General features: G+C 63.5%; 18 protein-coding genes. 13 read left to right on the forward strand and 5 right to left on the reverse strand.

All coding sequences use genetic code 11. The features are described 5' to 3' along the window. Positions 1-79: 79 nt before the first annotated feature. The 3 genes from FJ423_RS03405 to FJ423_RS03415 are packed head-to-tail and all read right to left on the reverse strand — an operon-like array spanning position 80 to position 3,161. Positions 80-958: a carbohydrate ABC transporter permease gene (locus FJ423_RS03405; protein WP_140839207.1), complete on the reverse strand. Its 879-nt coding sequence runs from the start codon at positions 956-958 to the stop codon at positions 80-82. Then, positions 955-1,878 carry a sugar ABC transporter permease gene (locus tag FJ423_RS03410; RefSeq protein ID WP_181174706.1) on the reverse strand — a complete coding sequence of 308 codons (924 nt, stop codon included), beginning with the start codon at positions 1,876-1,878 and terminating at the stop codon, positions 955-957. The genes FJ423_RS03405 and FJ423_RS03410 overlap by 4 nt, the downstream gene beginning before the upstream one ends. A gap of 2 nt (positions 1,879-1,880) precedes the next feature. Continuing rightward, the gene (locus tag FJ423_RS03415) at positions 1,881-3,161 is read right to left on the reverse strand and encodes an extracellular solute-binding protein (protein WP_140839211.1); all 1,281 of its coding nucleotides are present in this window, start codon (positions 3,159-3,161) and stop codon (positions 1,881-1,883) included. 344 nt (positions 3,162-3,505) lie between these two features. Here FJ423_RS03415 and FJ423_RS03420 point away from each other — a divergent pair, with 344 nt between their 5' ends. After that, entirely contained in the window at positions 3,506-4,201 is a 696-nt protein-coding gene (locus tag FJ423_RS03420) for an FCD domain-containing protein (protein WP_224606327.1), read from the forward strand. A gap of 78 nt (positions 4,202-4,279) precedes the next feature. On the opposite strand, the gene FJ423_RS03425 is transcribed toward FJ423_RS03420, so the two are convergent. Next, on the reverse strand, positions 4,280-5,266 hold the full coding sequence (locus FJ423_RS03425; RefSeq protein ID WP_181174707.1) for an aldo/keto reductase: 987 nt from the start codon (positions 5,264-5,266) through the stop codon (positions 4,280-4,282). A 294-nt stretch (positions 5,267-5,560) separates the two neighbouring features. Here FJ423_RS03425 and FJ423_RS03430 point away from each other — a divergent pair, with 294 nt between their 5' ends. Together FJ423_RS03430 and FJ423_RS03435 are read left to right on the forward strand one after the other, a co-directional pair. Next, positions 5,561-6,718, forward strand: a complete 1,158-nt coding sequence (locus FJ423_RS03430; protein WP_140839216.1) for a mandelate racemase/muconate lactonizing enzyme family protein — start codon at positions 5,561-5,563, stop codon at positions 6,716-6,718. A gap of 73 nt (positions 6,719-6,791) precedes the next feature. Continuing rightward, entirely contained in the window at positions 6,792-7,676 is an 885-nt protein-coding gene (locus FJ423_RS03435; protein ID WP_095768581.1) for an NAD(P)-dependent oxidoreductase, read from the forward strand. Between the two features lie 458 nt (positions 7,677-8,134). Here the strand turns inward: FJ423_RS03435 and FJ423_RS03440 are convergent, their stop codons facing one another. Next, positions 8,135-8,917 carry a helix-turn-helix transcriptional regulator gene (locus FJ423_RS03440; protein WP_140839218.1) on the reverse strand — a complete coding sequence of 261 codons (783 nt, stop codon included), beginning with the start codon at positions 8,915-8,917 and terminating at the stop codon, positions 8,135-8,137. A 110-nt stretch (positions 8,918-9,027) separates the two neighbouring features. Between FJ423_RS03440 and FJ423_RS03445 the strand changes: the two genes are divergently transcribed. The 10 genes from FJ423_RS03445 (at position 9,028) to FJ423_RS03490 (ending at position 22,060) form a co-directional block, all read left to right on the forward strand. Beyond that, on the forward strand, positions 9,028-11,169 hold the full coding sequence (locus FJ423_RS03445; RefSeq protein ID WP_140839220.1) for a hydantoinase/oxoprolinase family protein: 2,142 nt from the start codon (positions 9,028-9,030) through the stop codon (positions 11,167-11,169). 14 nt (positions 11,170-11,183) lie between these two features. Then, positions 11,184-13,379, forward strand: coding sequence for a hydantoinase B/oxoprolinase family protein (locus FJ423_RS03450; RefSeq protein ID WP_140839222.1), 2,196 nt, complete (start codon positions 11,184-11,186; stop codon positions 13,377-13,379). A gap of 6 nt (positions 13,380-13,385) precedes the next feature. Next, complete coding sequence (locus FJ423_RS03455; protein ID WP_140839224.1) at positions 13,386-13,892, forward strand: acetone carboxylase subunit gamma; 507 nt, start codon at positions 13,386-13,388, stop codon at positions 13,890-13,892. An 8-nt stretch (positions 13,893-13,900) separates the two neighbouring features. After that, complete coding sequence (locus tag FJ423_RS03460; protein WP_140839226.1) at positions 13,901-14,671, forward strand: glucose 1-dehydrogenase; 771 nt, start codon at positions 13,901-13,903, stop codon at positions 14,669-14,671. Between the two features lie 18 nt (positions 14,672-14,689). Then, on the forward strand, positions 14,690-15,517 hold the full coding sequence (locus tag FJ423_RS03465) for an SDR family oxidoreductase (protein WP_140839228.1): 828 nt from the start codon (positions 14,690-14,692) through the stop codon (positions 15,515-15,517). 83 nt (positions 15,518-15,600) lie between these two features. After that, positions 15,601-16,539 carry an ABC transporter substrate-binding protein gene (locus FJ423_RS03470; protein WP_140839230.1) on the forward strand — a complete coding sequence of 313 codons (939 nt, stop codon included), beginning with the start codon at positions 15,601-15,603 and terminating at the stop codon, positions 16,537-16,539. A 93-nt stretch (positions 16,540-16,632) separates the two neighbouring features. Further along, positions 16,633-17,694 carry a betaine/proline/choline family ABC transporter ATP-binding protein gene (locus tag FJ423_RS03475; protein ID WP_140839232.1) on the forward strand — a complete coding sequence of 354 codons (1,062 nt, stop codon included), beginning with the start codon at positions 16,633-16,635 and terminating at the stop codon, positions 17,692-17,694. Further along, positions 17,691-19,787 (forward strand): ABC transporter permease subunit, encoded by a 2,097-nt coding sequence (locus FJ423_RS03480; RefSeq protein WP_140839234.1) that lies wholly within the window; start codon positions 17,691-17,693, stop codon positions 19,785-19,787. The genes FJ423_RS03475 and FJ423_RS03480 overlap by 4 nt, the downstream gene beginning before the upstream one ends. 256 nt (positions 19,788-20,043) lie before the next feature. Then, positions 20,044-21,120, forward strand: a complete 1,077-nt coding sequence (locus FJ423_RS03485) for a histidinol-phosphate transaminase (RefSeq protein WP_246680074.1) — start codon at positions 20,044-20,046, stop codon at positions 21,118-21,120. Between the two features lie 22 nt (positions 21,121-21,142). After that, entirely contained in the window at positions 21,143-22,060 is a 918-nt protein-coding gene (locus FJ423_RS03490) for an allantoinase PuuE (protein ID WP_140839236.1), read from the forward strand. Positions 22,061-22,097 lie beyond the last annotated feature (37 nt).

Genomic DNA, 22,097 nt, shown 5'->3' on the forward strand with positions numbered 1-22,097 from the left:
TCCGTTTCCTCCAATGTGCGGCGAGGTGCGAACCCTCGCTAATCGTCACTCAGTTGCATTCAACCTTAGTCGAAGCCGTTCAGCCGCGAACCGCGCCGGTCGTGAGCCCCTTGACCAGCAGCCCCTGGGCAAACCAGACGAACACCAAAGTCGGGATGACCATGAGCACGCCGGCAGCCGACATGGCGCCCCAGTCGATGCCGAACTGCGAGACGAAATTGGTGAGACCGACCGGCAGCGTCTGCGCGGCCTTGCTCGAGGTCAGCGTTAGCGCGAGCAGCAGGTCGTTCCAGGTGAAGAGGAAGGTGATGACAGCGCTGGCGCCGATGCCCGGCGCAATCAGAGGCGCGACGATCTGGACCAGCGTGCGCACGGTGCCGGCGCCATCCGACTGGGCAGCCTCCTCGATCTCTTTCGGCACATCCTGGATGAAGCCCAGAAGCAGCCAAATGGCAACCGGCAGCTTGGCGGCCGTATGGCTGAGGATCAGCGCCCAGACAGTGTCGAGCAGGCCCATGGCGGCGAACACGGCGAAGAGCGGGATGGCAAGCGCGATGACCGGGATCATGCGCATGATCAAAAGCAGCCCGAAGATCAGCATGGCGCCCGGCATCCTGAAGCGCGACAGCGCATAGGCGCAGGGGATGGCCAGCAGATGGACAAGGATGACCGTCGCCACCGAGACGATGACGGTGTTCCAGACATAGCCCATCGTGTCGTACTGGGCGAAGACCGCGACATACTGTGTCAGCGTCGCTGTCTCGGGGATGATGTGCACCGGAACCGAGAAGATATCGGCCGAGCTTCGGATCGAGGTCAGGAACAGCCACACCAGCGGAAAGACGGTGAGCGCGACTGTGACGACTAGCGCCAAATACTGACCGGCGATTCCCGCCGTGAACCGGCGGCGCCGGCGCTTTGGCATGGAACGTGCGCTGACGATGACGGCTTCGCTCATATCGCCCTCCGTTTCGCAATCAGCCACGGCACTCCGTAGAGCAGGGCGAGCACGAACAGCGACATGCCCAGCGCGATGTAGGAGACCGCCGCCGCGTGTCCGAAATCCACCGCCTGAAACGCCAGCAGGTAGGAATAGACCGTGAGCAGATTGGTGGCGCCGCCCGGGCCGCCCTGCGTCATCAGCCAGACGACGTCGAAGGTGCGGAAGGTGTCGATGATGCGCAGCATCAGCGCGATCATGATGACCGGGCGCATCAGCGGCAGAACGATGTGCCAGAAGCGCTGCCACGGCGTCGCGCCATCCACCGTGGCTGCCTCGAGCGGCTCCTGCGGCAGGGATTGCAGGCCGGCAAGGAACAGAAGCACCATCAGTGGCGTGTTCTGCCAGACGTCGGCGACGATCACCGAGACGAGCGCCCAGGTCGGGTGGTTGAGCCACGGAATGTCAGGCAGGTTGAACATGCGCAGCAGCGCGTCGACCAAGCCGTATTGGGTGTTGAACAGCCATCGGATGTTCAGGCCGACGACGGCGGGCGCAATCATCGGGGGAACCAAAAGCAACGTGCGTGCAAGCCGCATGCCGCGCAATTTGCCGTTGACCAGCACGGCGATCGCCATGCCAGCCACCACTTCGATCGTGATGGAAACGACGCTGAAAATGGTCTGGTTTCGCAGCGCCTGGTTGAACTGGCGGCCAAAGAGCTCGTCGGTGTAGTTTCCCGTTCCGATGAATGGCGCCGACCCGCTCAGATCCCAGCGGAAGAAGCTCATGACGAAGGAGTATCCGAGCGGATAGATCAGGATGGCCAGCATCACGAGAAGCGCCGGGCTGGCCAGGAGGTAACCTCTCTGCCAGGTGTAGGGCAGCGGCGAACGTCGCCGGCGCCCTGGCGCCCGGTGCTGTGCGACGGCCGCCATTCTCAGTCGTAAGCTCCGGCCCGGCGCATGATCTCTTCCGCCTCCTTCGCCGCCTGATTGAGCGAGTCGGCGGGCGAAACCTGATCTGACAGGGCTTGCTCGATGGCCGAGAACATCAAGGTGCAGACCTTCGAGAAGCCGGCGAGCTTGGGCCATTCCTTACCGTTCGCGATCGTCGTCTCGAGTTGCTGCAGCCAAGTGGCCTGCGGGCCCTTGGCCGCAGCGATCACTTCCTTGGCCAGACTCTGGCTGCTCGGGAAGTTGGTGAACTGGTCGAACTGGAGCCGCTGGGCGTCGGTACTGACCGTGTATTTGATTAACTCGACGGCGGGTTCCTTGCGTCCGGATTGGCCGTTCAGCGCCATGGCATGCGAGATGGCGCATGAGATCGCCTCCTTGTCCCGCACATAGGGCGCCGTCGACCATTTACCGACGACGCGCGAGGTTTCCGGATTAGACAGGGTGGCGAAGGCGCCCGGCCAATCGAAAGTGGCATAGACCGTGCCGGACGAGAATTCCGTCGAGTTCTCGTTCCATTGATAGCCAACGGCGTCGGGCGGCACGATTTTGTGCTTCTGGATCAGATCGCGATAGAAGGTGAGCGCCTTGATGCCGGCTTCGGAATTGAACGCCGGCTTGTTGGCCTGGTCGACCCAGTCACCGCCTGCCTGCCAAAGCAGGTCGCTGAAGGTGCGCTGGGCGGGGTCCCCCTGCCCCGGCACGACAAGGCGATAGTGCCCGTTGCCAGTGAGTTTTAGCCCGACATCGACGAGTTCTTCCCAGGTTCCGGCCGGCTTCAGGCCCTTCTCTTGGTAGATGTCGCTGCGGTAATACTGAACGCGCGCATCCATGTTGCGCGGAATCGCCGCCAGATTTCCGGTCTTGGGATCGCGCAGGTATTTAACCGCGACGGGATAGAAATCTGCCAGCTCGGAGTCGCTGAAATAGCTGTTCAGCGGCGCGAAATGGTTGAAGTAGGAATCGATCTGCGCGGTGTGGGTGCTGTAGACATCGTACTGGCTCGACCGTGCCGCGCTCAACGTGACCACCTTCGCCGTCAGGGGCGTGAATTCCAGGAGGTCGTAGCGAACCTTGATGCCGGTCTTGGCGGTGAAGTCCTGGACGATCTTCTCCCAATATTTGGGATAGAGCGGGCCGCCCGTGATCAGCAATGCGGTGATCTCTTTAGCGTCTGCCCTGGCAACCCACGGCGCCGCAAGCGAGCCGGCCGTCACCGCCGCGCTCGCGGCAAGGAATTTGCGTCTCGATAAGGTTCCGGACATCACAATCTCCTCCTGGTTTGATGGATCGGTCCGTCCAGGGACGGCCGACGACTTTCGCCCTCGACAGTCCGCCGGCGTGCTCCTCCCGCGGCGAGACTGCCTGTATGGGTTCCCGGACGACGCTTGCGAGCCTCCGGGCGATCGGGCACTTGCGCTCCAACACGCCTCAGTTGGTAAGGCGTATCGATCTTGATCTCGGACGGCGGCAAGAGGGCACGGCGACTGGACACCGCTCGATCCCTTTCCGCAGGCCGTGTTATAGGCTAGTGAGCGTTTTTATGAGATAAGTTGACTGCATATCTAGCTATCAGCCTATAAGCTTATCAGACAAGTGGATGTTAGTGATGGATACCGTCGAGGTCAAGCTTCAAACTTTGCCCAAGCAGGTAGCTGGTGTGCTGGCGCGACGCATCGCCGCCAGCGGTGTCGCCGGCGCCCAGGGGCCCTCGGAACAGCAGATCCTTCAGGAGTTCGGGGTCTCGCGCGCGGTCGCGCGAGAGGCGCTGAAGATCCTGGCGTCGCTCGATATGATCGAGATCGCGCAGGGCCGGCGCGTGGTGCTGCGTCCAGCCGAGGAGTGGGACTATCTCAGCCCATTGCTCATCGACTGGCTGCCGCACGAGCAGATGCGCGAGATCCTGGCCGAAGCGCACGCTACGCGGATCATCATCGAACCGTCCATCGCCGCCATCGCGGCCAAGCATATGACCAAGGAAAACCTCGAGCGTCTTGGCACCTTGCTGGCGGCGATGTCGGCCAGCGAGGACAATCCGGATGCCTATCTGAAGCTCGATCTGGATTTCCACATGGAGATTTGCCGCGCGGCGCAGAACAGGATTCTCGACCGTTTCATGTATTCGTCCCGATGGTGGCAGATGGCAAGCAGGCGCATCAGCAATCAGATGCCCCATGCGCTTCCCTCCGCGACCGAAATGCACAGGGCAATCTACGAGGCGCTCGTGGCGCGCGATGAAAAGCGAGCCGAAGAAGCGATGCGCCGGCACCTCAAGAAAACCACAGCGGTCGGCTTGCCTCGGTGAAGAAGCAGCGCAGCCAGCATTTGCGCTGGCCGCGCCGCAGCGTGCCGGGAGGACACGGCGTTGAATTGAGAGGCGGCCCTAGGCCCTCTTCGCTTGTTGTTCCTGGCGCTGGCGTGCGCGGAAACCGAACATGTCGCCCTTGTCCTTGATTTCCGCCCAGATCGGGGCCGTGATCCTGTCGATGGCGGCAATGTCCGCGTCGGGAATCGTCCAGCCGGCGCTCTCGACGTTTTCCTCCAGCTCCTTGACGGTGCGGGCGCCGACCAGCGGCGAGCTGACGCCCGGCCTGCTGGTGAGCCACTGGATCGCAAGCTGCGGAACCGTCTTGCCGTAGCGCGCCGCGATCGGCTTGAGGAGGTCGACGGCATTCACCGCCCGCTCATAGGTGCCCGGCTGGAACAGCACCGTTGTGCGCCGCTCATCGCCCTCGACGAATTTCGTGCCCGGTGACAGCGTGCCGGTGAGCAGTCCCTGAGCCAGGCCGCTGTATGGCATGACGCCGATATTGTGCTTGCGGCAATAAGGCAGCGTTTCGGCCTCAACCTCGCGCCAGAGCATGTTGTAGGGCGGCTGCAGCACGTCGATGACGCCATGCTGGCGGGCGCTGTCCATGTCGGCGGTGCTGAAATTCGAGACGCCGACCGCCTTGATCCGTCCTGACGCGCGCAGCCGCTCCATCATCTCCATGGTCGGGCCGATCGGAAACTCCGAGTTCGGCCAGTGGACGAAATAGACGTCGACATAATCTGTCTGCATGCGCTTCAGCGAACCGTCGAGCGCCGCCTCTATCGCGGCGGGTTCCAGATGATTGGGCGCGACCTTGGTCGCGATGACGGCCTTGTCGCGGCGGCCGGCCAGTGCCTCGCCGACGACTTCCTCGGCATGGCCGTGTCCATAGGCCTCGGCCGTATCGATTAGCGTGATGCCAAGCTCCAGCGCGCGTCGGATCACCCGGATCGATTCCTTATCGTCGGCCGCGCCCCAAAACGCGCCCGACATGCCCCAAGTCCCAAGTCCGATTTCCGATACCTTGACCGGCGACGATCCCAGCTGTCGCTGTTGCATCCTGTTCCTCCCGATTGGCGGCATATATGGGCCACGGCCCTGCCGTTACCCAATTTATACGCTTATATACTCGTCTAACAAGTTCATTCTCCGGGAATCGCAATTCGTTGCCAAAAAACCGCAAATTCCCAAATAATTCAAGGTAAGGCGGGAGGCTCTGAAGCCGGCTGACGCAAAATCTCTCAAAGGGGGTTTACGCCTCATTCGGCAATCTTGTATGCTTATTAGACAAGTTGGCATTTAGCCAGAATTGTGTGCTGTAAAGTGCGACGCCATTACGGGGAGAAGGATCCGATGAAGATCGTGGATATCAAGACAGCGGTCGTCGCCTATCACGGCAAGGCGACGCTGATCCGGATCGATACGGACGCCGGTATCTCCGGTTATGGCGAAGCCAACCCCGATGCAGGTGCCGCCGCAATCGTGGGGCTGATTTCGGAACTGAAGTCGGAATTGATCGGCCAGGATCCGCGCAATGTCGAATATTGCTGGGACAAGATCCGCCGCGATCACGTGTTTTCCGGCGCGCAGGCCGGCGTCTTTCTCATCGCCCTCACCGGGCTCGAAATGGCGCTGTGGGACGTGGCGGCGAAAGCCGCCGGACAGCCGCTTTACCGCATGTTTGGCGGCAAGTTCCGCGACCGGATAAGGCTCTATGCCGATTGCGGCGACGGCGATGACGAATCGGGATCGCCGCAGGGCTGTGCGGCGCGCGCGCGCCGCATGGTTGAGGAGGGCTTCACCGCGCTCAAGTTCGACATCGACAATCTGCACCATCCAACGAAATTCGACCGGATGAACCACACCATCAACGGCGCGGAACTCCGCTTCATGGTGGAGCGTGTGGCGGCGGTGCGCGAAGCGGTCGGCCCCGACATCGATCTCTGCATCGATTTGCATGCGCGCTACGACGTGCTGAGCGCCAGCCGCATCGCCGCCGAGATGGAGCGCTTCAATCTTCTGTGGCTCGAAGAGCCGATCCCGGCGGAAAATGTCGAGGCTCTGAAGCAGATCAGAATGCGTACGAAAACGCCGATCTGCGTCGGTGAAAACCTCTATCTGCGCTGGGGCTTTCGCGAGCTGTTCCAGAATTACGGCGCCGACGTCGTCATGCCCGATGTGCCGAAATGCGGCGGCCTCGCCGAAAGCCGCAAGATCGCGAACCTCGCCGAGATGTACTACGTGCCCTTCGCGCCGCATCTTGTGTCGACGCCGCTGGGCACGATGGCGACATGCCATGTCTGCGCCAGCGTGCCGAACTTCCTGGTGCTGGAATGGCACGCGCTCGAGGAACGGGACGCGTGGGACAGCTATGTCCGCCTGCCGGACGGCGCAAGGTCCATCGTCGAGGACGGCCATATCGCGGTGTCCGACGTTCCCGGCATCGGCGTCGAGCTCGACATGGAGGGTGTGTGCAAGCACGCGGTTCCTGGCTTCGGCATTTTTGAGTAGCGGATGATCGGATGGAGACTCTTCTGGCCGGGCACTGCGCTGCTCGGCAAAAAGAGACCGTCAGGAGGAGGCCATGGGCAAGCGGATCGTTTTCACCGGCGGCAGCGGCAAGATCGGCCGCCACGTCATACCTTATCTGCTGAAACGCGGGCATCAGGTCCTCAACCTCGATCTGACGCCGCTCGATCTGCCGGGTGTCGACACCGTCATCACCGACCTTGCGGACACCGGCGAAACCTACAATGCGCTGACGCTGCATTTCGGGTTCAGCGAGTATTTCGGCGGCAAGGGCCGCCGCCCGGTCGACGCCGTCGTCCATTTCGCGGCGCTGCCGCGGATATTCCTGCGGCCGGACAACGCCATGTTCGCCGCCAATGTGCAGTCGACCTACAACGTGATCGAAGCCGCCACCAAGCTCGGTATCCGCAAGATCGTCACGGCTTCCAGCGAAACGGTCTATGGCGTCTGCTTTGCCGAAGGCGAACGCGACTTCTCATCGTTTCCGGTGGATGAGGACTACGACGTCGATCCGACCGACAGCTACGGCCTCTCCAAACTGCTCGGCGAAAAAATCGCACGGTCTTTCGCCTCCCGCACGGGAGCCGACATTTATGCCCTGCGGATCGGTGGCGTCGTCGAGCCGAAGGACTATGCCCGCTTTCCGGAATTCCTGGCCGATCCCTCGAAGCGGCGGCGCGACGCCTGGACCTATATGGACGTGCGCGATCTCGGTCAGATCGTCGACCTGTGCGTCGAGAGGGACGGCTTGGGATTCCAGATATTCAACGCCGTCAACGACACCATCGTGTCTGAATTGCCGACGGCGGAGTTTCTCAGGAAGCATGTGCCCAACATACCGGTCACCCGCGCCATGGACGCATTTGAGGGACCGATCTCCAACCGGAAGCTGCGCGACGTCCTTGGGTTCCGGCAAGAGTATGACTGGCGGACACAGTGACCCGATCGTGCCCCACGGGCAGCGGCGACCGGCTTGATAGAGCCACTATATCCGGCCGATCTCTGACCAGCTCGTTCCAGGCGTCAGGCCGGTGACAAGCCACCCAGGCCGAATGCCGCGCCGTATCACAATCGGCAGAGCGTCAACATGATTTCTCTTCCGAGCTTACTAGCGATGAAGGTACCTCTCACCTCGGGCAAGGTCCGTCCGCGCAGTCAGTTCTTGTCGAGATCGAGAGATTTACAGCGACTAACCTGTAGGGACGTTTCCACCCCCGGAAGTCAAAGGATAAGCTGCGGTCGGCGAGTGGTCCGCAAGCGGGCCGGCAGCTTAGGGCAGCGGAACCTTCAAGAACGGACATTATTCTCGCATCGTGATCTGGTTCAGAACCGATATCCGGCCGCAAGAGCATTGAATCGATCCGGTTCAGCGATTTCGCTGCTCCTGACCGATGTCAGCTACGCTGCTGGACCCAGATGTTGGAAGAACTGCAGGAACAATTCACGCTCGGTGGTGATGTCGAGCTTTTCATAGATGCGGCGGCGGTGGTTCTTCACCGTGCCGACGGTGATGCCGAGCCGCTCGGCAATGTTGGCGGTGGGATGGCCGGCGAGGATGAGCTGCACCAGTTCGCGCTCGCGCGATGAAAGCTCGGGCCAGAGGCTTTCCGGAATTCTGGGCTTCTGCTGCGGCGAGGCGCCGGGACCACTGGGCGCCGAGGTGCGGGAGAAGTCTGAGCCGCGTGCTTTGATGTCCAGCGCATGCAGCGCCTCGAACACCGGCAATCGCTCGGTGAGCAGCGCGATCTCGCTGTCCTTGAACGACACCGTCGAGCGGTCGAGGAAGATGCCGAGGCACCAATCGCCGCCATCGGCCAGCATGATGCCGACCTCGTCGCAGATTTCCGACTGCGCCAGGAAACCGGCTATGTACTGCCCGCGTTTGGCCTCCTCGTTGGCCAGACCTTTCAGCGGCATGATGCCTAGACGGCGCTGGCTGCGCCACGAGGCATAGAACGGATCGAAGACGTAGTAATTGTCGAGATAGCGCCGCACCATCTCGTCGGAGAAGCGCCGGTGCTTGACGAATTCCGGCGTCTTGGTCGCCGAGTAGCGCGTCACCGTCACCAGGTCATGCGCGATGTCGGCGCCGATCAGGTCGATCAGGCAGTCGACATGCCGGTCGGTGCCGGTGGCGGCGATCGCCTTGGCCAGCGGCGCCCAGATGTTGCCCATGCGCATGCCCTTTTCTCGGCGAACCCGGCCCAAGCGTCATTGTGTCTTTAGGCATATGGCGCCATCCGGCTTTGGGAATCTAGCCTGCGGCCACTCTCGGCAAGGGAAAGCGACCCGTGGACCAGATTACCACCAACCCAATCGTCATCGGCATCGACGCTGGCGGCACCATGACCGACACGATCCTTGTCGATCAGGACGGGCACTTCAAGATCGGCAAGTCGGCGACCACTCCGAAGAACGAGGCCGAGGGCTTCCTCGCCTCCGCCGAGGATGCGGCCGATGCCTGGGGCATCTCGCTGCAGGACCTGTTCTCAGGCGTCAATGTCGTGCTCTATTCCGGCACCGGTATGCTCAACACGCTGTTGTCGCGCACCGGCCGCAAGCTCGGGCTGATCACCACCAAGGGCCTCGAGGACATGATCCTCATGGGCCGCGGCCTGCAGGCCTGGGCCGACTATTCCTATGCCGACCGCCTGCATGCGGTCACCCATCACCATCCCGATCCGCTGGTGCCGCGCCGCCGCACCCATGGCGTCACCGAGCGCATCGACCAGTTCGGCGACGTCATCCTGCCGCTCTACGAGCACGAGGTGCATGCGGCCGCCAAGAAGCTGATTGCCGACAAGGTCGAGGCGATCTGCATCATGACCATCTTCTCTCACGTCAATCCGGCGCATGAGAAACGCATTGCCGAGATCTGCCGCGAGGAGATCGCCGCCGCCGGCGCCGACATCCTCGTCTACACCAGCCATGAGGTGCGTCCGGTCATCCGCGAGCAGTCGCGGCTGAACTCGGTGCTGATCGAGGCCTACGCCACTTCGCGCGGCCGCAAGCAGCTCAAGGGCATTGAGGACGTCTCCAAGAAATACGGCTTCAAATATGGCGTGCAGACGCTGCTCTCCTTCGGTGGCCTGACCTCGATCGACCATCCGCGCCTGCACGAGACGATGATCTCCGGGCCTATCGGCGGCATCCTCGGCGCGGCCTATGTCGGCAAGCTGATTGGCAACGACTCGCTGATCTGCTCGGATATGGGCGGCACGTCCTTCGACATGGGCGTCATCACGCGCGGCCAGACGCGGATCGAGAACGAGCCGCTGATGGACCGCTTCAAGCTCAACGTGCCGACGCTGCATCTCGACACGATCGGCGCTGGCGCCGGCATGATCCTGAAGGTCGACCCGCTGACCCGAAAAGTCTCGCTCGGACCGGAAAGCGCCGGTTCCGATCCCGGCCCGATCTGCTTCGCCAAGGGCGGCACCGAACCAACCATCGCCGATTGCGATGCTATCCTCGGCCGCTTGAACCCGCATTACTTCCTCGGCGGCAAGGTCGTGCTGCAGGTCGAGAAGGCGCGCAAAGCCTTCGAGGAGAAATGCGCCCGCGTGCTCGGCGTCGGTGTCGAGGAAGCTGCCGAAGGCATGATCGACATGCTGGAGGCCGACGCTAACAATGCGCTCCGCCGCGTCATCTCCGGCCAGGGCATTCACCCCTCGGAATTCACGCTTCTGTCCTATGGCGGCTCGGGGCCATTGCATCTCGCCGGCTGCTCCAGGGGCATCGGCTTCAAGGACATCATCACCTTCCAGTTCGCCGCAGCCTTCTCGGCCTTCGGCTGCACCACGGCCGATTTCATGCGCCGCCATTCGGTGTCGACGCAGATCGACATCGGCGCCCGCGCCAGCGATGACGAATTGCAGGCCTTTGGCATGAAGGTGACCAATGTCTGGGACGATCTCACCAAGGCTGCGGTCGACGAAATGATCGCCGACGGCCACAGCCACGACAAGATCAAGACCGTGCCGTTCCTGATGATGCGCTACACCGGCCAGCTCGAGGACGTCGAGGTCATGGCGCCGCTGTCGGCGGTTCGCTCGGCCGACGACATGCGCAAGGTCATCGCCGAGTTCGAGGCGGTCTATGCCAAGGTCAACCACCGCGTCTCGCGCTATGGCGAGGCCGGCTTCTCGATCACCGAGCTCGGGCTGATCGCCACCGCCGACAAGGTCAAGCCGATGCTGGTCAAGCGGCCGCTCGGCAAATCCGATCCGGCGTCCGCCCACAAGGGCGTGCGCGAGGCCTATATCGGGGGCCGCTGGCACAAGGCGAATCTCTACGAGATGGACTTGCTGCAACCCGGCCACGAAGTTGTCGGCCCCGCCATCATCGAACATCCGGCGACGACGCTCGTCGTCCATCCGCAGGATCGCGTCCATGTCGATGAATGGACGCTGCTGCACTACACTCACGCTTGAGAAGGGCGAACGCCATGCTGGACAAACCCGCCTCTGCGCTGCGCATCCGCGAAAGGCTGCTCGAATCCGAACGGCTGATGGACGAGACCGGCTGCTATGACGGCATCACCGAGCTCAAGCTGCGCAACCAGGATCCGCTGAAATTCGAGACGCTGCACACCAAATTGCGCGCCTACTGCGTATCGGCCCGCGAGATGGCGCGCCGCATCTCCGCCTCGCCCGGCGTGCGCGAGGTCGGCGAGATGGTCGTCGCCATCTACACGCCGGAAGGCGATGCCATCGCGCTTTCCAACGGCATCATGGTGCATGTGCACACGATGAGCCGCTTCATCAAATGGATGATCCGCAACGGCTACGAGGAAAACCCGCAGATCCGTGATGGCGACATCTTCGCCAACAATGACGCCTTCATCGGCACCGTGCAGGTGCCGGATGTGATGGACGTGGTGCCGATCTTCCATTCCGGCAAGCTCGTCGGCTGGGCCGGTGCGGTCTGCCACGAGCTCGAAGCCGGCGGCATCACGCCGGGCGGCGACGTTGCGCTGGCGCAGGAACGTTTCACCGAGGGCCTCTTCGTCTGCGCCGAGAAGGTCGGCGAGAACGACGAGCTTCGGCGCGACTACGTCATCCGCTGCGAGCGCAATCTCCGCATGCCGATCTACTGGGTGCTGGACGAGAAGGCCAAGGTGGCGTCGTGCATCGACATGCGCGAAAGCGTCAAGGCGCTGATCGACGAGATCGGCCTCGACTACTGGATGCAGGTGTCGAAGGAATTCATCGAGGAGGGCCGCCGCGCCCAGCTCGCCCGCACGCGCCAGCTCACTGTGCCCGGCATCTATCGCGGCCACACCTTTTACGGCCATGTCACCGCCGGCAAGCCGGGCTACCAGCCGCTCGGCGATCCCGACTGGCTCTACAACATGCCGATCGAGATGGAGATCACCACCGACGGCAAGATCGTCATGGACTTCGAGGGCACGCAGCCCTGGGGGTATCATTCGATGAACTGCACGCCGGCCGGCATGGATGGCGGCATGTTCGTGACGCTGACCCAGCACATGAATTTCGAAGGTCTCGTCAATGACGGCGCCTGGATGGCGACCGAGCTGAAGCTGCCCAAGGGCACCTGGACCAACCCCGACAACGAGATGGTGGCGACGGCGACTTCCTGGGCGTTGCTTTTGCCCGCCTATGGCGTCTTCCAGCGGCTCCTGTCGCGCTCCTTCATCGCCCGCGGCTTCGTCGAGGAGGCCTTTGTCGGCCAGGTCAACAGCCCGATGATCGAGATGGGGGGCACCAGCCAATACGGCACGCCCTTCGGCATGGCGCATTTCGAATGCGCCGCCGCCGGGTCCGGCGCGCTCGCGATCAAGGACGGCTTGGACACCGCCTATGTCGGCTGGAACCCGGAATCCGACATGGGCAATATCGAGATCTGGGAACAGAACATGCCGATGCTCTATATCGGCCGCTCCATCGTCCCCAACTCCGGCGGCGCCGGCAAATATCGCGGCGGCTGCTCCTTCCTGTCGACCTGGCTGGTGAGCAAGACCGATCATCTCAGGCTGGTCACGTCCGAACATTCCTCGCGCGTGTTCGACAATGGCGGGCTTTGCGGCGGCTATCCGGCGCCGACCTGCCAGAAGCACCGCGCCGTGCGCGAGAGCAACATCTTCGAGCTGGCCGAAAATGGCGCGCCGCTGGCCCATCACACCGGCACCAACCCGTACCGCTCCGAACTCGAGGTCCGGCTGGAAGGCGAGCATGTGACGCTGGAAGGGCCTTATATCACAGCGCCGCATAAGACCGGCGACGTCTTCACCCATTCCTACAATGGCGGCGGCGGTTACGGCGATGTGCTCGAGCGCGATCCGGTCAAGACCGCCTGGGATGTCGAGAACGGCTTCCTCACCAAGGAGGCTGCCGAAGGCATCTTCGGCATCGTGCTCGATGAGGACGAGGAAGGCTTCCCGATCGCCAATCTGGAGGCCACCAACCGCCATCGTGCCGAGATGCGGGCGCGACGTTTGGCTCGTGCAAAGCCGGTTTCGGAGTGGATCGCCAAGGAGCGCGAGCGGGTGAAGGCGGCCGATTTCGCGCCCGAGGTGAGGAAGATGTATGTCAGCGCGATCAAGCTTTCGCCGCGCTTCACCAAGGATTTTTCGACCTTCTGGGATGTCGACGCCAAATCGACCTTCGGCGTGGAGTAAGGGACCATGACCTCATACAGCAAGGAAGTCATCGCCGACCTGGTTGCCGGCACGCTGCCCTGGCCGCAGACGCGCCGCATCATGAGCGCCTACAAGGACGACGACCGCTTCTTCAAATATATCTCGGTGCTGCAGGACCGCGTCGGCTGGAGCGATCCGATCCTGCTTCCGGTCGGCGACCATCTCTTCATCTGCCAGAGCGGCGACGAGCGGGTGACGAAATGCGAATGCGGCCATTCCTTCGGCGACTATCGCAAGAACTGGAAGCTGAAGGCGGCGATCATCGTGCGCGACAGCGAGGAGACGCTGCGCGAGATCTACCCCAACAGCGATCTGCCGGATCCGGACTGGATGGAGATCCGCGAATTCATCTGCCCTGAATGTGGCACGCTGCATGAAGTCGAGGCGGCGGCGCCCGGCTACCCGATCGTGCATGATTTCGAGCCCGATCTCGAAGGATTCTATCGCGATTGGCTGGGCAAGCCGCTGGAGCCGTCGAACAAAGGAGGCTGATGCCGCAAATGGGCCGCGTCGCAGGCAAGGTGGCGCTCGTTACCGGGGCCGGTCTCGGCCTCGGACGGGCGTCGTCGCTTTTGCTGGCGTCGGAAGGCGCCAGGCTCGTCGTCAGCGACATAGACGAGAGGCTCGCCGGCGATACGGCGGCGCAGATTATCAAAGTTGGCGGCGAGGCGTTGGCGCTTCGCCATGACGTCTCGAAGCCCGAGGATTGGTCTGCCGCCATGGCGGCGATCGAGCAGCGCTTCGGGCGGCTCGACGTGCTGGTCAACAATGCCGGCATCGCCATCGCTCGGAACATCGAGGATACCTCTTTAGCCGAATGGCGGCGCACCATGGCGATCAACCTCGACGGCGTCTTCCTCGGCTGCCAGGAAGGCATCAAGCTGATGAAGAAATCCGGCGGCGGATCGATCATCAATCTCTCTTCCATCGACGGCATCATCGGTGAGGCGGATCTTGCCGCCTACTGCGCCTCCAAGGGCGGCGTGCGCACCTTGACCAAGGCGGTGGCCGTACACTGTGCCGAGCAGCGCTACGGCATCCGCTGCAATTCGATCCACCCCGGCTATATCTGGACGCCGCAGACCGAGAATTATCTGCGCGATCTGGGCACGCTCGAGCAGGAGAAGGCGAAGGCGCTGTCGCGCCATCCGATCGGCTTCCTCGGCGAACCCAACGACATCGCCTACATGGTCCTCTACCTCGCCTCGGACGAATCGAAATTCGTCACCGGCTCCGAAATGGTCGTCGACGGAGGCTATCTTGCAGTGTGAACACGGAGCACGTTCGCGATGACCAACCTCACCGGCCGCAGCGCCATCGTCACCGGCGGCTTTTCCGGCATGGGTTTTGCCATCGCCACGGCGCTCGCCAAGGCCGGCGCCAATGTCGCCGTCGGCTCCTACGTGGCGCCGCCGCAGGCGGACAGGGCGGATGCCGCCTACTATCCCGGCGCCGACGAGATCGAGCGCGTCAAGTCAGCGCTGGCTGCCCACGGCACCAAGGTGCACGCCGCCCATCTCGACGTGCGCGACAGCGCGCTCACCAATCTCTTCTTTGCCGAAGCCCAGGCGGCAGTCGGCCCGGCAGACATCCTGGTCAACGCCGCCGGCACCACGGCCGAGCAACCGGTCTGCGGCCATTCCGACGAGCTCTGGGACAAGATCGTCGACACCAATCTCACCGGGGCGTTCCGTACGACCCGCGCGGTCCTGCCCGGCATGATCGAACGCGGCTGGGGCCGCATCGTCAACATCGGCTCGACCGCGGCTTCCGTCGGCTGGAAGGACAATCCTGCTTACTGCGCCTCCAAGGCCGGCCTGCTCGGGCTGACGCGTTGCGTGGCGCTCGAAGGCGCGGCACACGGCGTCACCTGCGTCATGATCAGTCCGACCTGGGTCGAGACCGAGCTGATGCGCCGCAACGTGGCGCAGGTCGTCGAGCGCGAAGGCAAGGGCCGCAGCGCAGAGGAACTGATGGACGAGTTCAGGAAAGGCAATCCCCAGGGGCGCATGATGCAGCCGGAGGAAATCGCGGCGCTCGCCGTCTTCCTTTGCTCGGACCTCGCCAGGGGGATCACCATGGAAAACATCCAGATCACCGGCGGCGCCTTGTGGTAGCGTCGGTGGGGGGCGATGGATTCCGGTCTCGTGGGAGGAGACCGGCATAGACGGAAGGACCATCAACAGACAGGGGAACTGACATGAAAATAAGAAATGCCTTGCAAGGGGCCGGTCTTGGCCTCGCGCTGATGCTTGCCGCAACGACGGCCGGGCAAAGCGCCGATCTTGGCGCGAAGGACGAGCCGATCAAGCTCGCCATGCTGGAATGGACGGGCGCGCACGTCTCCACGCACATCGCAGGCCAGCTTCTGGAGAAGCTCGGCTATAAAGTCGAATACGTCACCGCCGGCAATTTCCCGCAGTTTTCTGGTCTCGCCGACGGCTCGCTCAGCGCATCGGTCGAGATCTGGTTGAACAATGTCGGCGACATCTATCCGAAGGTGCTGGCCGCCAAGCAGATCGAGGATATCGGCAAGCTCGATCTGAAGACGCAGGAAGGCTGGATCTATCCGAAATTCATGGAAAAGGTCTGCCCCGGCCTGCCGGACTGGGCCGCGCTGAACAAGCCCGAATGCGTGCAGGCATTGGCGACACCCGAAACCGCGCCCAATGGCCGCTTCCTCGACTATCCGGCCGATTGGGGCTCGCGCGCGGCCACCATCCTTGCCGACAACAACATGCCCTACACCGCTGTGCCGTCGGGCTCCGAAGGCGCGCTGGTGGCCGAGTTGGAAGCCGCCGAAGCCGCCAAGACGCCGCTCATCATGATGTTCTGGGGTCCGCATTACGCGCTGGCCGAGAACGACGTCGGCTGGGTGACGATGCCGCCCTGCAAGGAGCAGACCAACGAGCACTGCATCACCCCACCTGATGTCGACAAGATCGTCTGGTCGGGCTTTGGCGCCAAATGGCCGGCGGCTTACGCCTTCCTCAAGGCCTTCAAGATGGATGCGGCCGAGCAGCAGAAGATGATGCTGGCCGTCGACAAGCAAGGCAAGGATCTCGACGCCGTCGTCAAGGAATGGATCGACAAGAACGAGACGGTGTGGAAACCTTGGCTCGACGCCGCCAAAGGATAACTCGCCGATGTGCCTGGCAAAGGCTGAGGGCACCATAGGCCCGGTTTCCGCACTGCGCGGAGCCGGGCGGGCGATCGGCACGGGTGGTTGAGGATGAACACGGCCGCGCGTCCGATAAAGCTTGCCTGCCGAAATGTCTGGAAGGTCTATGGCCGGCGCCCGGCCTATTACTTCGACTCGCGCGGCTATATCATCGATCCCGATGCGCTGGCCGAGCGCCTGCGCGCCGAGGCGCATCTGCCGGCCGTGGTCGATGCCAGCTTCGAGGTGGCGACCGGCGAGATATTCGTCATCATGGGTCTGTCCGGCTCCGGCAAGTCGACCCTGGTGCGCTGCCTGTCGCGCCTGGTCGAGCCGAGCGCCGGCGAGATACTGCTCGACGGTAGGAACCTGCTTGCCGCCAGCGGCAAGGAACTGATCGAGCTGCGCCGCCACGCCATGGGCATGGTGTTCCAGAATTTCGGCCTGCTGCCGCATCTGAACGTGTTGGGCAATGTCGCCTTCCCGCTGAAAATTCAGGGCAAGCCGGCGAAGGAACGCGAGGCCCGCGCCCGCGAGATGATCGCGCTGGTCGGACTCGAAGGCCGCGAGGCATCCTTCCCGCACCAGCTCTCCGGCGGCCAGCAGCAGCGCGTCGGCATCGCCCGTTCGCTTGCGGTGGGGCCGGAGCTCTGGTTTCTCGACGAGCCGTTCTCGGCGCTCGATCCGCTGATCCGCAAGCAGATGCAGGATGAGTTCCTGCGCCTGCAGCGCATGCTGAAGAAGACTATCATCTTCATCACCCACGATATCGCCGAGGCCTTCCGGCTTGCCGACAGGCTGGCGATCATGCGGGCCGGCAAGATCGTGCAAATCGGCCGTCCCGCCGACATCGTGCTCAACCCGGCCGACGACTATGTCGCGCAGTTCACCGAGGACATGCCGCTGTTGCGCGTCATCACGGCCGGCGACATCGCCACGCCCGCCAATGGCGCGCTGTTGCCGGAACGAAGCGTCGTCGCCGACACCAGCCTCGAGGCGCTCATCCCGCAACTCGCCGCGGGCGCCACGGCCTTCACCGTTTCCGGGGTGGGTGACAGCCCGCCGGCGGTGCTCGACGCCAGCGCCGTGCTCGCGGTGCTCGAACGCGAGCAGGCAAGGCGCAAGAACTCATGACGGCGCCGGCCGCGGCATTTCGACCCTCATCGCGGTTCGTGGTGGAACCGGCGCTTCTGCCTTGGTGCGGCCTGGCCATCCTGACGGCGCTTTGCCTGCTTCTCAAAACCGAGCTTCCCTGGCTGGTCAATTTCCCCAAGCAATGGACGCTGCCGCTGGCTACCTACATCAACGCCGTGACCGACATTGTCGTCGCCGTCATCCAACCAGCCTTCCGGGCGCTGTCCGCTTTGCTCGATGCGCCGATGCGCGGCGCGCGGCTGGCGCTCGCCTGGCTGCCCTGGCCGGCGGTGATGCTGGCGATCGCCGCCCTTGCGCTGAAGTCGGGCGGTGAGCGGTTGGCGATCTTCGCGCTCGCCACGCTCGCCTATATCCTGCTCGCCGGCTACTGGCCGCAGAGCATGAACACGCTGGCGCTGGTGCTGCTGGCGGTGCCGATCTCCACCGTGCTCGGCTTCCTGCTTGGCTTTCTGGGTTACGCCCGCCCGCGCTGGCGTCCGGTCCTGCTCGGCGCGCTCGACCTGATGCAGACGGTGCCGGCCTTCGCCTATCTCATTCCGCTCCTGCTCCTGTTCGGCTTCGGTCCGGTGGTTGGGCTGATCGCCTCGGCGATCTATGCGACGCCGCCGATGGTCCGCAACACCATGCTCGGATTGGACCGTGTGCCGGCGGCCATCAGCGAGGCCGGCTTGATGAGCGGCTGCACACGCCGTCAGCAATTCTGGCAGGTCGAGGTGCCGACTGCGCTGCCGCAGCTTCTCGTCGGCTTCAACCAGACGACCATGGCGGCGCTGTCGATGGTCATCGTCGCCGCCATTATCGGTGGCTTCGAGGATATTGGCTGGGAGGTGCTCTCCTCAATGCGCAAGGCCGAGTTCGGCCAGAGCATCCTCTCCGGCCTCGTCATCGCGCTGCTCGCCATCCTCATCGACCGCCTCACCATCGGCTTCGCGAAGGCGCCGGAGACCGGGCCGACGCCCGCCATGCGCTGGATGACGCCGCGCCGGTTGGCCTTGTCACTGGCGGGTGCGCTGGCTCTCGCCGTGGTCATCCGATTGGCCGCGCCAGATGCGGCGCTTCTGCCGGAAACCGGTCTGCGCATGCAGATGGGCGCCGTCAACCAATGGCTGCTGGCGCTCGTGCGCGACTACGCCTGGTTCTTCAACGGCGTGCGCAATGCGGTGCTCTACTGCCTGCTTCTGCCGATGCGCGTCGGCATTGCCGGCTCGGCGACGCCGGCAATGTGGGGCTTCACATTGCCATCTTCGGTGCTCGCCGCCTATCTCGTCCTGGTGCTGGCCTTGGCCGTGTTGGCGCTGCGCGGCTTCGGTTGGCGCGGGGCGCTGGCCGTGCTGGCCGCCGGCCTTGTTCTCTATACCGGCTTTCTCGATCTCCCCTGGCCTGCCTTCATCCTTGCCGTCGCGTTGCTTGCCGGCCAGGTGGCCGGGCCGCGGCTCGGTTTTTTCGCGCTTGTCGGCTTCGGGCTGATCCTGGTCAACGGGCTGTGGCCGCAACTTGTGCAGTCGCTCTATCTCTGCACGCTGGCGGTCCTGCTCTGCCTTCTGATCGGCGGCGCGCTCGGCACATGGGCGGCGCACAGCGATCGAGTCTCGCATATCCTGAAGCCGATCTGCGACGCGCTGCAGACGATGCCGCAATTCGTCTTCCTCATCCCGGCGCTGATGTTCTTCAAGGTGGGCGAGTTCACGGCGCTGATCGCCATCATGCTCTACGCCATCGTGCCGCCGATCCGCTATGTCGAGCACGGGCTGCGGCATGTCCGTCCCGATGTCGTCGAGGCGGTCGAGCAGATGGGCGCGACGCCGATGCAGACCTTGCTGCAGGCCAAGCTGCCGCTGGCTTTGCCGGTTGTCATGCTTGGCCTCAACCAGACCATCATGGCGGCGCTGTCGATGCTGGCAATCGCCGCGCTCGTAGGCACGCGCGATCTTGGCCAGGCAGTCTATGTCGCGCTCGGCAAGGCCGATGCCGGCATGGGCCTGATCGCCGGCCTGTCGATCGCCTTCCTGGCGATCCTCGCCGACCGGCTGATCCAGGCGGGCGTCAGCGGCAGGGCCGACGAAGTCAGCTGAATCTGACGTCCACAAAGCCGCGAAACCGCTAAGTTATTGAAAAACAACATGATTGTCCCGGAGGCGCTGATAGCGGAGACTTCAGGCCGGCCTCGCTGATCCAAGAAAAGAGCCTGGACATGGCCCCTCCCATGGGCCAGATTCCCGCAGTCATTGCACCGGCTAATTTTGCTTTGCGGCTTGGTCGCGGTGCCATAGCTTCCGTTCCGGAAGACCTTGCCGACAAATTTGGTCGCCAGACCTGCATGGATATGCCGTGCCTGTGAAAGCAACTACCCATGTCAAGGCCATGTCCGCTTTTGCCTTGGCGAATTTCGGTGGCTTCGACCGGCCCACGCTAGCCCAGAACGAGAGCGCCTTCCCGCCTAGCCCGAAGGCGATCGAAGCCGGCCGGGTCGCTGTGGCACGCAGCCATCTCTACCCGGACCCGGACTGGACCTTGCTGCGCGACGCGATCGCAAGATCCTATGGGATCGAGCGTGATCTCATCCTGTGCGGCGCGGGTTCGATGGAGCTGATTGCCTGTACCATCGCGGCCTTCGCCGGACCGGGCGCTGACGTGCTGGGTACAGACTATGCCTATAATTTCGCCGCCTCGGCGGCCGCGCGCGTCGGGGCGACCTATGCCAAAGCGCAGGAGCGCGGCTTTGAGGTCTCGATCGACGCCGTCCTGGCGGCGGTGACGTCGGCGACGCGTATCGTGTTCGTCTGCAATCCGGGCAACCCGACCGGCACGCGCATCAGGAACGCGGAGCTGCTGCGCCTGCGCGCGGCCCTTCCCGGCGACGTTCTCCTGATGGTCGACCAAGCCTATGGCGAATTCGACGATCAGGATCCGCAAGCCGTCTTCGCGCTGGCCGGGCGCGGCGACACCGTCATCCTGCGTAGTCTGTCCAAGGCATATGGGCTGGCCGGCGCCCGCATCGGCTGGGGCTTGTTCGCGCCGCGGATCGCCGCCGAGGTGCGCAAGATGCAGAACTCCAACCAAGTCTCGACGGTGAGCCTCGCCATGGCCGTCGCGGCGCTAGAGGACCAAGCCTATACGCGCGCAATCGTAACCCACACCGCCGACATTCGCGACCGCTTCGCGCAAGGCTTGCGAGCGGCCGGATACGAAGTCCCCGAAAGCCGGACCAATTTCGTTCTGGCGCGTTTTGCCGACGCGGCGGCAGCGGCCGCCGCCGACAGTGCCCTGCGCGGCGTCGACATTATCGTGCGCGGCCTCTCCGGTTACGGCCTGACGGACTGCCTGCGCATCACCATCGGGCCGCAGGAAGTCATGGACCGCGCGCTGCGTATCCTGACCGCCCTGCGCGGCCGGCAATGCTGGTAAGGGCTTCATCCGAGGGGATTTCATGACGTCAGACGCACCGTACCTGCCCGCTCGCGATTTCATCGGCTATGGCGAGCGGCCTCCGCCGGCCGAGTGGCCCGGCGGCGCAAAGTTGGCGCTCAACATCGTCGTCAATTACGAGGAAGGTGCGGAATACTCGATCGGCGAAGGCGACGGCGTCTCCGAAACGATCCTGTCCGATCTCGCCGTCGCGCCCGCCGTGCCGGGGCTGCGCAAACGCAACATGGAATCGCTTTATGAATACGGTTCGCGTGTCGGCGTCTGGCGGCTCATCTCGCTGTTCCGAGACAACGGCGTCATCCCGACCTTCTACATTGTCGGGCGCGCGCTTGAGATCAACCCGGCGGCTGGCAAGGCGATCGCAGCACTTGGCAGCGACATCGTCTGCCACGGCTGGCGCTGGATCGACTACGCCCCGCTCAGCGAGGAGGAAGAGCGCCAGCACATCGCCATGACGGTGGACACGGTGCGAAACATCACCGGCATCGATCCCCTCGGGTGGTACACCGGCCGGCCAAGCCTCAACACGAGAAGGCTGGTAGTCGAGCATGGCGGCTTCCTGTTCGACTGCGACGACTACAATGACGACCTGCCCTATTTCGTCGATGTCGGCGCCAAGCGGCACCTCGTCGTGCCGCACAGCTTCGACAACAATGACAGCCGCTTTTCGCGCGGTTCAGGCTTGGAGACCGGTAGCCAGTTCTTCGACTATGTCAGCGACGGCGTCGACTGGCTGCTGAAGGAAGGCCAGAAGACCCCGCGCATGATGACGGTGTCGCTGCATTGCCGGCTGGCGGCGCGGCCGGGGCGGATGATCGGGCTGGAACGCTTCCTCGACAAGGTCATGTCCCATCCCGACATCTGGGTCTTCCGCCGCTCTGACCTCGCCAGGCATTGGCTGAGCCGCTTCGGCGGCTGAGCCTGGCGGCCGCCGCCGCCAGTTCTCCCGACGACAG

This window comes from Mesorhizobium sp. B2-8-9, assembly GCF_006439475.1.
Taxonomy (GTDB): domain Bacteria; phylum Pseudomonadota; class Alphaproteobacteria; order Rhizobiales; family Rhizobiaceae; genus Mesorhizobium.

Coding starts and splice junctions, on each gene's coding strand:
- FJ423_RS03405 (WP_140839207.1), bottom strand. CDS start 958: ATGAGCGAAGCCGTCATCGTCAGCGCACGTTCCATGCCAAAGCGCCGG.
- FJ423_RS03410 (WP_181174706.1), bottom strand. CDS start 1,878: ATGGCGGCCGTCGCACAGCACCGGGCGCCAGGGCGCCGGCGACGTTCG.
- FJ423_RS03415 (WP_140839211.1), bottom strand. CDS start 3,161: ATGTCCGGAACCTTATCGAGACGCAAATTCCTTGCCGCGAGCGCGGCG.
- FJ423_RS03420 (WP_224606327.1), top strand. CDS start 3,506: ATGGATACCGTCGAGGTCAAGCTTCAAACTTTGCCCAAGCAGGTAGCT.
- FJ423_RS03425 (WP_181174707.1), bottom strand. CDS start 5,266: ATGCAACAGCGACAGCTGGGATCGTCGCCGGTCAAGGTATCGGAAATC.
- FJ423_RS03430 (WP_140839216.1), top strand. CDS start 5,561: ATGAAGATCGTGGATATCAAGACAGCGGTCGTCGCCTATCACGGCAAG.
- FJ423_RS03435 (WP_095768581.1), top strand. CDS start 6,792: ATGGGCAAGCGGATCGTTTTCACCGGCGGCAGCGGCAAGATCGGCCGC.
- FJ423_RS03440 (WP_140839218.1), bottom strand. CDS start 8,917: ATGCGCATGGGCAACATCTGGGCGCCGCTGGCCAAGGCGATCGCCGCC.
- FJ423_RS03450 (WP_140839222.1), top strand. CDS start 11,184: ATGCTGGACAAACCCGCCTCTGCGCTGCGCATCCGCGAAAGGCTGCTC.
- FJ423_RS03455 (WP_140839224.1), top strand. CDS start 13,386: ATGACCTCATACAGCAAGGAAGTCATCGCCGACCTGGTTGCCGGCACG.
- FJ423_RS03460 (WP_140839226.1), top strand. CDS start 13,901: ATGGGCCGCGTCGCAGGCAAGGTGGCGCTCGTTACCGGGGCCGGTCTC.
- FJ423_RS03465 (WP_140839228.1), top strand. CDS start 14,690: ATGACCAACCTCACCGGCCGCAGCGCCATCGTCACCGGCGGCTTTTCC.
- FJ423_RS03470 (WP_140839230.1), top strand. CDS start 15,601: ATGAAAATAAGAAATGCCTTGCAAGGGGCCGGTCTTGGCCTCGCGCTG.
- FJ423_RS03475 (WP_140839232.1), top strand. CDS start 16,633: ATGAACACGGCCGCGCGTCCGATAAAGCTTGCCTGCCGAAATGTCTGG.
- FJ423_RS03480 (WP_140839234.1), top strand. CDS start 17,691: ATGACGGCGCCGGCCGCGGCATTTCGACCCTCATCGCGGTTCGTGGTG.
- FJ423_RS03490 (WP_140839236.1), top strand. CDS start 21,143: ATGACGTCAGACGCACCGTACCTGCCCGCTCGCGATTTCATCGGCTAT.